This window comes from Flavobacterium sp. GW823-FHT06G12 (assembly GCF_058794775.1).
The window spans coordinates 1-14185 of the sequence record NZ_JBXAHE010000004.1 but is presented as its reverse complement, the minus strand read 5'-3'; the positions used below and the strand labels follow the sequence as shown (position 1 = coordinate 14185).

Sequence of the window (14185 nt, the reverse complement as noted above, 5' to 3'; positions counted from 1 at the left end):
AACAAAATACAATGGCCACTAACCTATTCGACGATTTTAATCCGATTTCATCCAAACAATGGAAACAAAAAATTCAGTTTGAATTAGATGGAGCCGATTACAATCAAACTGTTATTTGGAATTCGCCAGAAGATATTCAGGTAAAGCCTTTTTATCATATAGATGAATTTACAAAAGCTGCAAATGTAAAAACTCAAGCCTCAGATTTTAAAATCTGCCAGAATATCTTTGTTTTCGATGTAGAAAAATCTATCGAACGTGCTTTAAACACTTTAGAAAGAGGCGCTGAAAGTTTACGATTTACAATTCAGAATGAAAAAACTGATGTTCAGAAATTACTAGAGAATCTTCCTTTAGAAAACAAAATCGTTTACTTTAATTTCAATTTCATCTCAATCGATTTCGTTAAAAAATTAGACACGATTTCGATACAGAAAAAAGCCATTTTCTATTGTAATTTTGATCCAATTGGAGAATTAGCACGCGAAGGAAATTGGTTTACAACTCCCGAAAAAAACAATTTTGAGACATTGTCTTTATTATTCAAAAACACGACCAATCTAAATTTGTTAAGCGTTGATCTAGGATTATATCAAAACTCAGGTGCCAATATTACACAGCAGATTGCTTACAGCTTAGCACACGCAAACGAATATTTAAATCGTTTTTCTGCCGAAACAAAATCAATTGTTTTTCAGATTTCAGTTGGAACCAATTATTTCTTCGAAATTGCCAAACTTAGAGCACTTCGAATGCTTTTTGACTTAATTACTAAAGAATATAATCCAGAAATAAAATGTCATTTCTTGGTAACTCCAACTAAACGAAACAAAACAATTTACGATTATAATGTAAATATGCTTCGTACAACAACCGAGTGCATGTCGGCAATTCTGGGTGGTGCAGATGCAATTGCCAATTTACCTTATGATGCTTTATACCACAAAGACAACGAATTTGGAGATCGAATCTCTAGAAACCAGCTTTTGATCTTAAAGCACGAAAGTTATTTTGACAAAGTAAATAATCCAGCTGACGGAAGTTATTATATTGAAAGCTTAACGATGCAATTGGCAGAAAAAAGCCTGGCTTTATTTAAAGATATTGAAGCAAACGGAGGTTTCTTGAAACTTTTAAACGATGGTACAATCAAAAAGAAGATTCAAGAAAGTGCCAATAAAGAACAGGAATTATTTGATTCAAAAAAAGAAATTCTTTTAGGAACAAACAAATATCCAAATAAAGAAGACAGAATGAAACATGATTTAGAATTGTTTCCTTTTGTAAAAATCAAACCAAGAAAAACATTAATTACACCAATTATCGAAAAAAGATTGGCAGAGAAAATGGAGCAGGAAAGACTGGAATTGGAATAATCTCATAAAAAGTAATTAATTACAAACTCAAACAAAGCGTCTCAATGACAAGAAAAGACCTTAAACATATAAAGTTAGAAGTTAAAAATCGGGAACCAGAAATTAATTCTAGTTCTAACAACTTTACTACTGCCGAAGGAATCGAAATCAAAAGAAACTATTCTGAAAAAGATATCGAAGATTTAGAATTTCTTGATTTCGGAGCCGGTTTTGCACCCAATTTACGCGGACCATACGCTACGATGTATGTAAGACGCCCGTGGACTATTCGTCAATATGCGGGATTTTCTACCGCAGAAGAAAGTAATGCTTTTTACAGAAAAAATTTAGCTGCAGGCCAAAAAGGACTTTCAATCGCTTTTGATTTACCAACACATCGCGGTTACGATTCAGATCACGAAAGAGTTGTTGGTGATGTTGGAAAAGCTGGAGTTGCGATTGATTCTGTTGAAGATATGAAAGTGCTCTTCGATCAGATTCCATTGGACGAAATGTCAGTTTCCATGACCATGAATGGAGCCGTTTTACCAATTATGGCTTTTTACATTGTTGCTGCCGAAGAACAAGGCGTTAATCCAGAAAAATTAGCAGGAACAATACAAAACGATATTTTAAAAGAGTTTATGGTTAGAAATACTTATATCTACCCTCCAACTCCTTCTATGAAAATTATTGCCGATATTTTTGAATTTACGAGCAAAAAAATGCCAAAATTCAATTCTATTTCTATTTCTGGTTATCACATGCAGGAAGCTGGAGCTACAGCTGATATTGAATTGGCTTACACTTTAGCAGATGGTTTAGAATACATTAGAACTGGATTATCTACAGGAATGACCATTGACGATTTTGCTCCAAGATTATCTTTCTTTTGGGCAATCGGCATGAATCATTTTATGGAAATTGCCAAAATGAGAGCAGGACGAATGATTTGGGCAAAACTATTACAGCAGTTTAATCCTAAAAGCGAAAAATCTCTGGCTCTAAGAACACATTGCCAAACTAGCGGATGGAGTTTAACAGAACAAGATCCGTTTAATAATGTTGCTAGAACTTGTATTGAAGCTGCAGCGGCGGTTTTTGGAGGAACACAATCTTTGCATACCAATGCTTTAGATGAGGCAATTGCACTTCCAACAGATTTCTCTGCTAGAATTGCACGTAATACCCAAATTTTTCTTCAAGAAGAAACCAAAATTACCAAAACAGTAGATCCTTGGGCTGGAAGTTATTATGTTGAAAGTCTGACAAATAATATTGTTGAAAAAACGTGGAAACTAATTGAAGAAGTAGAAGAACTTGGCGGAATGACCAAAGCAATTGAAGCTGGAATTCCGAAACTTCGAATTGAAGAAGCGGCGGCGAGAAAACAGGCTAGAATTGACAGCGGACAAGACATTATTGTTGGAGTTAATAAATACCGTTTAGAAAAAGAAGATCCGTTGGATATTTTGGATGTAGACAATCAATTGGTTCGCAAGCAGCAAATTGAACGTCTCGAAGAAATAAAACAAACGAGAGATTCTGAAAAAGTAAATAAGTCACTAGAAAAATTAATCCTTTGTGCACAAACGGGACAAGGCAACTTGCTAGAAATTGCGATTGAAGCTGCAAGAAACAGAGCAACATTAGGCGAAATCAGTAATGCATTGGAAACTGTTTTTGGCCGTTTTAAAGCACAAATTAAATCTTTTAGCGGAGTGTATAGTGCAGCAATAAAAAATGACGAGAATTTTGAGCGAGCAAAACAACTTGCAGATATTTTTGCTAAACAAGAAGGTAGACGTCCTAGAATTATGATTGCCAAAATGGGACAAGATGGTCATGACAGAGGCGCAAAAGTGGTTGCTACGGGTTATGCCGATGTTGGTTTTGATGTTGATATTGGCCCTTTATTTCAAACTCCTGCAGAGGCGGCAAAACAAGCTATTGAGAATGATGTTCACATCTTAGGTGTTTCATCACTTGCTGCTGGACACAAAACATTAGTTCCGCAAGTAATAGAAGAACTAAAAAAACATGGACGTGAAGACATAATGGTAATTGTAGGTGGTGTTATTCCGTCTCAGGACTATCAATTTTTGTTTGATGCTGGCGCATCGGCTGTTTTTGGTCCTGGAACTAAAATAAGTGAAGCAGCTATAAAAATCTTAGAAGCTTTAATAGATTAAAAAAGAAAATCCCTTTTTACAAGGGATTTTTCTTTTTTTCATTTAGTCGTTTACTGTTGCGTTACTATCTGCTTCTATAAAAGAAAGATCGTAACCTGCAAAATCTCTCATATAGCTTTTCAAAGAAGTTCCAAAAGCATCTCTAAAATGTCTGCTTCCTTTGTTTTTGAAAAAGTTCTTTACAGAACCTGCACCACCTAAATGCGCTGCAGCTAAAATTCCAGATTCGGTAATTTCAATACCACTGATGATTTTACCTTGATACTTTTCGATTTCGTAACGTAAAATCCATTTGTTTTTGGCTAACAAAGCCATAAAAGCTTTTTCTTGTAGCGCAGGATCTTTTAAAAAGGCTTTATTATCATTAATTCCGATTGCTCTTAAAGCTTTAGAACCAAATTGATATTTGCCCATATAACCAAGAGAATTTACTAGTCTGTATTGCCCTTGTGATTCTTTAAAAGCTACTGCTTCTTTAAATCCTATTAGATGATTTCCTGTGTATGGGACGTTGGTGTTTGGATAATCATCTTTTTCTTTTGATGGAAAAATGTATTCTGATCCATCTGTTTTTTCAATTAAAAACCAAGGTTTGGTTTCTTTTTCTGAGGGAATAAATCCCAAACTTAAAAATGTAATAATAACGACTAAACTCGCATAAAAATACCATTTCTTTATCATAAATTGTTTTTCTTCAAGACGCTGTCACCCTCTTGAAATTTCTACGGTGCAAAGATAAGTCTTTTCAAAATATACTATAAATCAACACTTTAACATTTGATACTTAAAAACGCAATTCGCTTTCATCCCAGATATACTAATGGATTCCGAAAGATTTGAAGTGACTTATTTCAGCTCTAAAAATTGAAATTTTGGGTCAAAAAAAATCGCATTTTATAGAAATTTTAAGCATTTTTCATGAAAAAGAAAGAATTAACCTACATAAAAAATATAGTTTTTATGCAGATTTTGAAAAGGTGGTTTTCGAATTTTATAAAATTCATCATTAAAAAATGGTTATTTTTTTATTATGACAAATCGAAAAATAAACAAAATAGCAATTTCATAATTTTTCAATTTCAAAGACTTTTTTACATCAGAAAAAAACAAAAAAACCGAAGCAAAATTGACTTCGGTTTTCTAATATTATTTAAACAAATCAGATTATCTTGTTACTCCTTGACTTGCAATCCAGTCAGAATATTTTTTTGCATTTACATTATGTTCTGCTAGTGTTGCAGCAAATTCATGATATCCGAAACGATCGACACTTGCACAGAAATAGATATAATCGTTCTTTTCTGGGTTTAAAACTGCTTCTAAAGCTGTAATATCAGGCATTGCAATTGGTCCTGGAGGAAGTCCTTTATTTACATAAGTATTATATGGAGATCTCATTACCAAATCATTATAAAAAACTCGTTTAATAACTTGATCAAAATCGTTATCTCTTAATTTTAAAGCATAAATAACTGTTGGATCTGCTTGTAATGGCATTTCTAAACGCAAACGGTTTAAATAAACACCAGCAATACGAGGTCTTTCGTCTTTTTTAACTGATTCTTTATGGACAATTGAAGCTAAAATAGTAGCTTGAACCGGGGTTAAACCTTGTGCTTTTGCTTTAGCGATTCTATCTGCCGTCCAGAAATTATGATATTCTTTAATCATCTTATCACGAAACTTTTCTGCCGATGTATTCCAATAAATCTCATAAGTATTTGGAATAAACATTGCAAAAACATTTTCTTCGTTAAATCCGTTTGTCGCTAAGAAAGTAGAATCTTTGATAGCTTTCATTAATGATAAACTATCAGCTTCGATTTCTTTTCCGATTCTTCCAGCGAAATTTTCTAAGCGCTCTTGATTGTTAAAAACCAATTTTACAGGAATGTTAGAACGCATTGCACGAACTAGATCAATGTTGTTCATGTCTTTCTTTAAAAGAAAACGACCTGATTTTACATTTTGTGGATAATCTCTTTTTTCAGCAACCATTTCAAAGTTGTCAAAATTCTTTATGTAAGGTGCCAAAATCTTTTTTACATCAGTGTAATTCGCATCTGTAGGCACATAAACGTAGACTTCTTTTTCTTCAAATTTAGTGTTAGAACTAAAAATTCTACTGATTAAAATAAAACCATAAATCAATAAAGCTGAAATTATGGCTACTGCAGTTATTGTGATTATTTTTTTTAGACTCAAAGCTTAAAATTTAAATTTGTTTATTAATTAGCTGAAAAATTGCTTCATCATGATAATGGTTATGATACAAAATCCAGTCTTTTTTTATTCCGATTTTCTTAAAACCAAATTTAGTAAAAAGTGCAATACTCGCTACATTTTGTACACCAATATTTGCATACAATTGATGGAGATTTAAATTAGTAAAAGAATATTTAATTAAAAGTTCTAAAGCCTCAGAACCAATATTTTTACCTTGATTTTCTTCTTTCTGAATTACAATACCAATACCTGCCCTATTATTTCTAGGATCAAATTCAAACAAATCAATCAATCCGATTGCAGGAAAATCTTCATCTTGACAGATTGCCAAACGAAGTTGTTTTGCCTCATAAATATCTTGATGAGCATTTTCTAAATATTGTTTAATCAAAAAACGGCTATAAGGAGTCTGCGTATTACTAACTTCCCAGATATTCTCATCATTTTCTATAGAATAAATGAACTCTAAGTCTTGAGGTTCGAGTGCACGCAAATAAATAGAATTGCCTTTTAAAGTTATCATTCAATTTTAGATTTAAATCTCGATTGTTCCTTTGAAAACGAATTTTGCAGGTCCTGTCAAGAAAACATTGGTATAACCATCATTATCTTTATCAAAAGAAACAATAAGCTTTCCTCCTTCAACATTTAAATTAATTGAGGTTTTATCTGTTTCTCCAATGGCGTTCATGGCAATCGCCACTGCAGTCGCGCCAGTTCCGCAAGCAAGAGTTTCGTCTTCAACACCTCTTTCGTATGTTCTTAAAGAAAAAGTATCGTTATCTACTTTTTTCACAAAGTTTACATTGCTGCCTTTTTCACCATACAATTCACCATAACGAATTGCAGCTCCATTCTCTTTTACATTATAATGTTCCAAATCATCTACAATCTGAACATGATGAGGCGAACCAGTATTTAGGAAAGTATAAGAATCTTTTTTTTGAATTTCGTTCACATCAATCATTTGCAACGAAACGATTGAATCAGCATTAACAGAAGCATGATGTAATCCGTCTGTTGCAATAAAAGTCGTTTTATCATCAATTACTCCCAATTGATTGGCAAAAGCAACTAGACAGCGACCGCCATTTCCGCACATCGAACTTTGGTTTCCATCAGAGTTGTAATACACCATTCTAAAATCGGTTTCAGTATCATTTTCTAAAAGAATTAATCCATCAGCTCCAATTCCGAAACGTCTGTCGCACAGACGCTCAATAAGTTTCACATCGTCTTTTGGAAAGAAATTTGTACGGTTATCAATCATTACAAAATCATTTCCTGTACCTTGATATTTATAAAATTCTACTTGCATTTTTTAGTTGTTAGAAATACAAAAGTACGAACTATTAATTAATGAAATGTTAATCATTGTTAAAGAGCGTTAAACCGTTTTTACAAATAATTTTTTGAAGTAATTTTACGTTAAATAAAACATGAAACTTAAATTCTAATAACTTAATTACAAATTCTAATATGAAAAGATTTTCAGCCTTATTTTTAGTGTCATTGTTAAGTGGTGCTATTACTCTTGGTGCTTACAAGTTATTATTTGAAAGCAACAATTCTTTTTTTGGAAAAGGAAATTCTGTTGTAACTCTTGCCCCTAATTCTTATGCAAAAAATGTTGGTTTAGGTGCTGAAACATTAGATTTTACCGAAGCCGCAGACAAAACGGTACATACTGTTGTTCACGTAAAAAATGTCTCAAGAAGAACCGTAAGCAATCCAATGCTTGAGTTTTTCTACGGATATGGCGGACAGCAACAGCAAGAACAAGTAGGAACTGGTTCTGGAGTAATTATTTCTGAAGACGGATACATTGTTACTAACAATCACGTAATCAAAGACGCAACAGAAATTGAAATTACTTTAAACAATAAAAAATCATACAAAGCGAAGTTAATTGGTACAGATTCTAAAATGGACATTGCTCTTTTAAAAATCAATGCTGATGAAAAACTTCCTTACACTGCTTTTGCCAATTCTGATAATGTGAAAGTTGGAGAATGGGTATTGGCAGTTGGAAACCCGTATAATTTAACTTCAACTGTAACTGCAGGAATTGTTTCGGCGAAAGCCAGAAATTTAGACCAAAGCGGAATCCAATCTTTCATTCAAACTGATGCTGCAGTAAACCCAGGTAATAGTGGTGGAGCGTTAGTAAATGCAAGAGGAGAATTAATTGGAATTAATACCATGATTTCTTCTATGACAGGTTCTTATGTTGGATATTCTTTTGCCGTTCCTTCTAATATTGCCCGAAAAATTATCGAGGATATTATGGAGTATGGAAATGTTCAAAGAGGTATTCTTGGAGTTGAAGGAGGCGAATTGAATGCAACGGCTTCTAAAGAATTGGGAGTAACAGAAACACAAGGATTCTACATTAATAGAGTTTCTAAAAATTCTGGAGCAGAAAAAGCTGGTTTAACAAAAGGAGATATTATTGTAAAACTAGATGATCAAAATATTGCAACATATGCAGATTTATCAGGTTACATCAATACTAAACGTCCAAACGATGTTGTGAAAGTAACTTATATTAAAGAAGGAAAAACCAAAACGGTTCCTGTAACTTTAAGCAAAAATGAGTTTTACAGCGCCGAATTTAAAGGAATTGAATTAGAAAACATTGATGCTACCGACAAGAAAAAATTCAGAATTGATTATGGTGTTAAAATTAAAAACATCAGCAATGAGAATTTAATGCAATATCAAAACGAATTACTAGGAAATATTATTCTTAGCATTGATAATGTAAAAGCAACAAATGTTGAAACTGTTTCTAAACTTTTAAGCAAAAAAGACGAAGGACAAAGCGTAAGAATTGAAATGATCAACAGAAATGGAGAGATTTTCAGAATTATAATTTAAGTCGCTATTTGCAGTGACAGTTTTCAAGAATCAAAAAATTGAAAACTGCGACAGAGACTGAAAACTTCAAAAAAGCCATCTTAAGAAAATTAAGGTGGCTTTTTTATTTTCAAAAATAAATGCTAAAATAGTTTACGAAATCGATTGAAATAGATACTTTTGCGCCAAATTTTAAAATAGTGAGCATTTTATTTTTTCAATTATGAGTAACAAATCATTGTACCAAAAAGAGGTATCCTTACAAGTCGACCGAAGAAAAGCCGGTGTAGAATTAATTAAAATCATAAGCGATTTATGGTATGACAAATCAATCGAAATGGTTTTATTCAAAAATCAATTATTGGATAAAAACGTTAGCGATATTATCAATCTTCACCAATATGCTGGAGAATTTGTAGGCAAACCAATCACCATTTTTGATTCGGTTGAAATCGCAAGAGTTGTCTTATCATTAGACCTTCCGCCAGCAAAAATAGATTTAGGAAAACTTACTTATGAGTATCGCTTAGAGGATGAAAAATATCCAGATGCAAGATATTTTGTTATTGATAAGCTGAAAAAAGCAAAATCTTCAAAAGAAATTCAACCAAAAGATGTTGTTTTATATGGTTTTGGAAGAATCGGACGCTTATTAGCAAGAGAGCTAATGTCGAAAACTGGAAAAGGAAATCAATTGCGTCTGAGAGCAATTGTAACACGTGATAAAAACGATGCTACGAGCTTAGAGAAACGAGCTTCTCTATTACGATATGACTCCATTCACGGCGATTTTCAAGGATCAGTAATAGCCGACGCTAAAAACAATGCCTTAATTATAAACGGAACAACGGTCCATATTATTACAGCTAATTCACCAGAAGAAATCGATTATAACGTATACGGAATAAATGATGCTTTAATTATCGATAACACTGGAGCATTTACAACCGAAGAAGCATTAAAAAGACATTTAACTTCAAACGGAGCTAGTAAAGTTTTGCTGACTGCTCCTGGAAAAGGTATTCCGAATATTGTACATGGTGTAAATCATAACGATTTTAATCCTGACGAAGTAAATATTTTTTCAGCTGCATCTTGCACAACAAATGCTATTACTCCAATTCTAAAAGTTGTTGAAGAAACTCTTGGAGTTGTAAAAGGACACTTAGAAACGATTCATGCTTATACAAACGACCAAAATTTGGTTGATAACATGCATAAAAAATACCGCCGCGGGAGAGCAGCTGCTTTAAATATGGTAATTACTGAAACTGGCGCAGGAAGTGCTGTCGCTAAAGCTTTACCATCATTAGAAGGCAAACTCACTTCAAATGCTATTCGCGTCCCAGTTCCAAATGGTTCTTTGGTAGTTTTAAACTTAGAAGTTAAAAAACCTACATCTATTACAGCAATCAATAAAATTATGAAGAAATATGCTCTCGAAGGAGAACTGGTAGAGCAGATAAAATATTCTTTAAATAACGAACTAGTTTCATCTGATATTGTCGGCACTTCTGCCCCGTCTATTTATGACAGCAATGCAACGATTGTTTCAAAGGATGGAAAAAATATAGTACTTTATATTTGGTACGATAACGAATATGGTTACAGCCATCAAGTAATTCGCTTAGCAAAATATATTGCCAAAGTAAGACGTTATACTTATTATTAATTCAACCAAACTAACTTTTTTTCTTAAAACCATCAGGATCTTCTTGATGGTTTTTTGTTTTATGTTAAATAGGAAGAACTGTTGTGCTTTTAACCTCCGAAATCACAAAAACGGTATTTATTAGAGAAACCTCAGGAAGAATAGATAATTTTTTTTGGTGAAAATGATGATAACTTTCCATATCTGGAATTATGATTTTCAGCATATAATCAAAGTTTCCTGAAACATAATTACATTCAACAACCTCTGGTAAATTCAAAATCGACTGATTAAATCCTTCCGAAGTATCATAAGTCTGCTTTGTTAGTGTAACTTGACAATAAACGGTCAAATTATTTCCAAGTTTTTTCTTATCTAAAAGGGTTACATATTTTTCTATAATTCCATCTTTTTCAAGACGTTTCACACGATCGTGAACAGGTGTCAAAGACAAATTTATTTTGTTTGCGATGTCTTTTAAAGTATAATGCGCATCTTCTTGTAAGAGACGTAGGATTTTTTTGTCAATTTCATCTAAAGCCATAACGAAAACGTTTTATTAAAATTAGTCCGATTTAGTCTTTTTTTCTTTTTAAAGAATAAATCCCTTCTCAAAACAGAATATTTTTCTGTAAAAGTAAAAAATAAAATAATATTTTCTTATTTATTAAGCGCCAAACCATAATTTATTCTCTATCTGTAGATTTGTAAAACAATTTCAATAAAAACAAAAAAATATAACAAAATGATAATAGGTGTTCCTAAAGAAATAAAAAATAACGAAAATAGAGTTGCTTTAACTCCTGCAGGTGTTTCTGAAATGAAAAAACATGGACATACAGTATATGTTCAATCTACGGCTGGTTTAGGAAGTGGTTTCGCCGATGCAGAATATGCTGAAGCTGGTGCTGTTGTTTTACCAACTATTGAAGAAGTTTATGCTATCGCTGAAATGATTATCAAAGTAAAAGAGCCAATTGCATCTGAATATCCATTAATCAAAAAAGATCAATTGTTATTCACATATTTTCACTTCGCTTCTTCAGAAGAATTAACCCATGCAATGTTAGAAAAAGGAGCTGTTTGTTTAGCTTACGAAACTGTAGAAAAAACAGACAGAAGCTTACCATTATTAGTTCCAATGTCTGAAGTTGCAGGACGTATGGCGATTCAGCAAGGAGCAAAATACCTTGAAAAACCATTAAAAGGAAGAGGAATCCTTTTAGGAGGTGTTCCAGGAGTTCCACCAGCAAAAGTATTAGTTTTAGGTGGAGGAATCGTAGGAACTCAAGCAGCAAAAATGGCTGCTGGATTAGGTGCTCAAGTAACAATTATGGACTTAAGTTTACCACGTTTACGTCAATTAGATGATATCATGCCAGCAAACGTAAACACAGAAATGTCTAACCACTACAATATCACAAGAGCAATTAAAGAAGCTGACTTAATTGTTGGAGCTGTTTTAATTCCAGGAGCAAAAGCGCCTCACTTAATTACTCGTGACATGCTTAAATTAATGCGTCCAGGAACTGTTGTTGTTGACGTTGCTGTTGACCAAGGTGGATGTATCGAAACTTGTACTCCGACAACTCACGAAAACCCAACTTTCATTATTGACGATATCGTTCACTACTGTGTAGCTAATATGCCAGGAGCTGTGCCTTACACTTCTACTTTAGCTTTAACAAACGCAACTTTACCATATGCTGTACAACTAGCAAACAAAGGATGGGAAAAAGCTTGTTCTGAAAACGAAGAATTAAAAAAAGGATTAAATGTAGCTAATGGAAAAATTCTTTACAAAGGAGTTGCAGAAGCTTGGAATTTACCTTTTAACGAAGAAATAGTATTAGCAAACGCATAGTGCTAATATTTATACAAGTGCTTACTAAGTCACTATTACAAAAGGCTTTTCTTAATTGAAAAGCCTTTTTTTATGGTATAAAAAAACCTGTCACGAAGACAGGTTTTCAAAGCTTTATATTTTATTATTTTTTACTATCCAAAACTTCGGTCATAACTTTCGCTTCTGTTCCATTTGGAAACGTAACTTTAATTTTCTGCGCTATTGTTGGAGCAATCTCTGTAATAGCTTTCTTATCGTAAGATTCTCCTTTTTTAATATGCCAACCGTAGAAAATAGCAGGTACATGCGTATCATAGCTATAAATTGTTCCATGTGATGTTCCTGTTGGTGTATACTCTATCATTCCGGGTTTATCTACAATAACCAAATCACCATTTTGTGTAACATCGTATCCTTTTGCTACAAAATTAAGAGCATAATCATTTCCAGCATTAGCCAAAATTTCCTCTTCTGTATAAACCTTTTTAACTTGTGGTTGAGTAATTAAAAACTCCTTAAAAGCTTGTTTTACTTTTACTAACTCTAATTTTTTATCTTTAATAATTTGTTTGTTAAAGAAAACATTAAAGTTTGAATAGTTCTGAATTAAATCAACTCCAAAAGTTTTAGTTGAAAAATCCTGCATGCTTTTCTTAACCTCTTTAGAAGGATAATTATCTACATTGTATTTACGATCTTTCAAATAAATAACGTTTTCAGCTCCAGCATGATCAGCCGTTAAGAAAAGTAAATAATTTCCTTTTCCAACCGTTTTATCAAGATAAGCCAAGAAGTCAGCAATAGTTTGATCTAATCTTAAATAAGTGTCTTGAAGTTCCATAGATCTTGGCCCAAGTAAGTGACCTACATAATCTGTAGAAGAAAAACTAACCGTCAAAAAGTCTGTAATATTATCTTTTCCTAATTCTTCTTTCTCAATTGCTCTTTTTGCAAATTCAGCCAACAAATCATTTCCGAAAGGAGTAGCACGGATGATTCCAGCATCATTTTTCTCATACATTGATTTTAAATCGTATGGAAAAACTGGTGCAGAACTTCCATATAATTTCCCTTCATAAGGGTTATTATCAGGAAGACTTTCATTATAAACAGAAGCTGGTTTGTATAAATCCCAACCTTTATTAATGTATTTTAAGTAGTTTTTCTCGTTATTGAATTCAGTAACCCAATCCGGCAACTTCTCACCATAGAAAGTACTAGAAATAAAAGAACCTGTTTTACTATACCAAAATGCCCAATTTGCAAAATGTCCGGCTGGCAATATAGCTCCACGGTCTTTCAAACTTAATCCAATTACTTTTCCGTTAAAATTAGTAGCCATTCTAACTTCATCTGTAATTGTAGTACTTTGCAGGTTTTTCGGAGACATTGCACCTTCCTCGGCAGTTCCCTCTCCTACAGTTTTAACTCCCGCATCATCTGTACAGTACATTTCTTTTCCAAGAGTTCTACTAAACCATTCATTACCTACAATTCCGTGAGTAGCAGGTGTTGTCCCTGTGTAGATTGAAGCGTGTCCTGGAGCAGTATAAGTTGGCATATAATTGTAATGCATATTCTGGAAAGTAAATCCATCATTCATTAATCTTTTAAAGCCGTTTGGAGAAAAATCATCTGAAAAGCGATATAAATATTCCATTTTCATTTGATCTACAACTATACCCACAACTAATTTTGGACGTTGTTGAGCACTTAAACTTACGACAGCAAGAAGTGCTAACAATAAAATATTTTTCTTCATGTTTAAATAAAATAATTGAAACACAAAAATACTCATTCAAATTCAAAAAGTCTAAAGTATACATATTTAACCTAAGACAATTGACTATAATTTAACACTTTTACTACTTAGGATATTTAAATCAAGATATATTTTCTTATTATTAATCCCTTGTACGGCCTAACTTTTATTCCAAATAAAAAATAAAAATAGCTATAAAACAAAAAACCCTATCCGTTTTGGATAGGGTTTTCAAAAGAAAGGCGACGACATACTCTCCCACATAACTGCAGTACCATCTGCGCAGGCGGGCTT

The 14185-nt window shown here is 32.9% G+C and carries 11 protein-coding genes; 5 read left to right on the top strand and 6 right to left on the bottom strand.

Going from position 1 to position 14185, the window contains the following annotated elements; genetic code table 11:
* Positions 1-11: 11 nt before the first annotated feature.
* Both AC1Q5Z_RS15660 and scpA read left to right on the top strand, forming a co-directional pair.
* Positions 12-1376: a methylmalonyl-CoA mutase subunit beta gene (locus tag AC1Q5Z_RS15660; RefSeq protein WP_492445826.1), complete on the top strand. Its 1365-nt coding sequence runs from the start codon at positions 12-14 to the stop codon at positions 1374-1376.
* A gap of 44 nt (positions 1377-1420) precedes the next feature.
* Positions 1421-3547 (top strand): methylmalonyl-CoA mutase, encoded by a 2127-nt coding sequence (gene scpA / locus AC1Q5Z_RS15655; protein WP_492445824.1) that lies wholly within the window; start codon positions 1421-1423, stop codon positions 3545-3547.
* Between the two features lie 42 nt (positions 3548-3589).
* Here scpA and AC1Q5Z_RS15650 read toward each other — a convergent pair whose 3' ends face one another.
* The 4 genes from AC1Q5Z_RS15650 to dapF form a co-directional block, all read right to left on the bottom strand.
* Positions 3590-4228: a peptidoglycan-binding protein LysM gene (locus AC1Q5Z_RS15650; RefSeq protein WP_286966798.1), complete on the bottom strand. Its 639-nt coding sequence runs from the start codon at positions 4226-4228 to the stop codon at positions 3590-3592.
* A gap of 483 nt (positions 4229-4711) precedes the next feature.
* Positions 4712-5752, bottom strand: a complete 1041-nt coding sequence (gene mltG, locus AC1Q5Z_RS15645; RefSeq protein WP_492445822.1) for an endolytic transglycosylase MltG — start codon at positions 5750-5752, stop codon at positions 4712-4714.
* 10 nt (positions 5753-5762) lie between these two features.
* A complete protein-coding gene (locus AC1Q5Z_RS15640) occupies positions 5763-6296 on the bottom strand; it encodes a GNAT family N-acetyltransferase (RefSeq protein ID WP_492445820.1) in 534 nt (177 codons plus the stop codon).
* A 12-nt stretch (positions 6297-6308) separates the two neighbouring features.
* Positions 6309-7091 carry a diaminopimelate epimerase gene (dapF, locus tag AC1Q5Z_RS15635; RefSeq protein WP_492445818.1) on the bottom strand — a complete coding sequence of 261 codons (783 nt, stop codon included), beginning with the start codon at positions 7089-7091 and terminating at the stop codon, positions 6309-6311.
* A gap of 161 nt (positions 7092-7252) precedes the next feature.
* On the opposite strand from dapF, the gene AC1Q5Z_RS15630 reads away from it, so the two are divergent.
* On the top strand, positions 7253-8653 hold the full coding sequence (locus AC1Q5Z_RS15630) for a trypsin-like peptidase domain-containing protein (RefSeq protein WP_281633677.1): 1401 nt from the start codon (positions 7253-7255) through the stop codon (positions 8651-8653).
* 202 nt (positions 8654-8855) lie between these two features.
* Positions 8856-10304, top strand: coding sequence for a glyceraldehyde-3-phosphate dehydrogenase (locus tag AC1Q5Z_RS15625; RefSeq protein WP_492445816.1), 1449 nt, complete (start codon positions 8856-8858; stop codon positions 10302-10304).
* 64 nt (positions 10305-10368) lie between these two features.
* Here the strand turns inward: AC1Q5Z_RS15625 and AC1Q5Z_RS15620 are convergent, their stop codons facing one another.
* Complete coding sequence (locus AC1Q5Z_RS15620; RefSeq protein WP_073416996.1) at positions 10369-10827, bottom strand: Lrp/AsnC family transcriptional regulator; 459 nt, start codon at positions 10825-10827, stop codon at positions 10369-10371.
* A 201-nt stretch (positions 10828-11028) separates the two neighbouring features.
* On the opposite strand from AC1Q5Z_RS15620, the gene ald reads away from it, so the two are divergent.
* Positions 11029-12147, top strand: a complete 1119-nt coding sequence (gene ald, locus AC1Q5Z_RS15615) for an alanine dehydrogenase (protein WP_492445814.1) — start codon at positions 11029-11031, stop codon at positions 12145-12147.
* A gap of 124 nt (positions 12148-12271) precedes the next feature.
* Here ald and pafA read toward each other — a convergent pair whose 3' ends face one another.
* Positions 12272-13891 carry an alkaline phosphatase PafA gene (gene pafA, locus AC1Q5Z_RS15610; protein ID WP_343588791.1) on the bottom strand — a complete coding sequence of 540 codons (1620 nt, stop codon included), beginning with the start codon at positions 13889-13891 and terminating at the stop codon, positions 12272-12274.
* Positions 13892-14185: the final 294 nt, after the last annotated feature.

Excerpts from the sequence above, each read along its gene's own strand:
- AC1Q5Z_RS15660 (WP_492445826.1), top strand. The coding sequence starts at position 12 with ATGGCCACTAACCTATTCGACGATTTTAATCCGATTTCATCCAAACAA.
- scpA (WP_492445824.1), top strand. The coding sequence starts at position 1,421 with ATGACAAGAAAAGACCTTAAACATATAAAGTTAGAAGTTAAAAATCGG.
- AC1Q5Z_RS15650 (WP_286966798.1), bottom strand. The coding sequence starts at position 4,228 with ATGATAAAGAAATGGTATTTTTATGCGAGTTTAGTCGTTATTATTACA.
- AC1Q5Z_RS15640 (WP_492445820.1), bottom strand. The coding sequence starts at position 6,296 with ATGATAACTTTAAAAGGCAATTCTATTTATTTGCGTGCACTCGAACCT.
- dapF (WP_492445818.1), bottom strand. The coding sequence starts at position 7,091 with ATGCAAGTAGAATTTTATAAATATCAAGGTACAGGAAATGATTTTGTA.
- AC1Q5Z_RS15630 (WP_281633677.1), top strand. The coding sequence starts at position 7,253 with ATGAAAAGATTTTCAGCCTTATTTTTAGTGTCATTGTTAAGTGGTGCT.
- AC1Q5Z_RS15625 (WP_492445816.1), top strand. The coding sequence starts at position 8,856 with ATGAGTAACAAATCATTGTACCAAAAAGAGGTATCCTTACAAGTCGAC.
- AC1Q5Z_RS15620 (WP_073416996.1), bottom strand. The coding sequence starts at position 10,827 with ATGGCTTTAGATGAAATTGACAAAAAAATCCTACGTCTCTTACAAGAA.
- ald (WP_492445814.1), top strand. The coding sequence starts at position 11,029 with ATGATAATAGGTGTTCCTAAAGAAATAAAAAATAACGAAAATAGAGTT.
- pafA (WP_343588791.1), bottom strand. The coding sequence starts at position 13,891 with ATGAAGAAAAATATTTTATTGTTAGCACTTCTTGCTGTCGTAAGTTTA.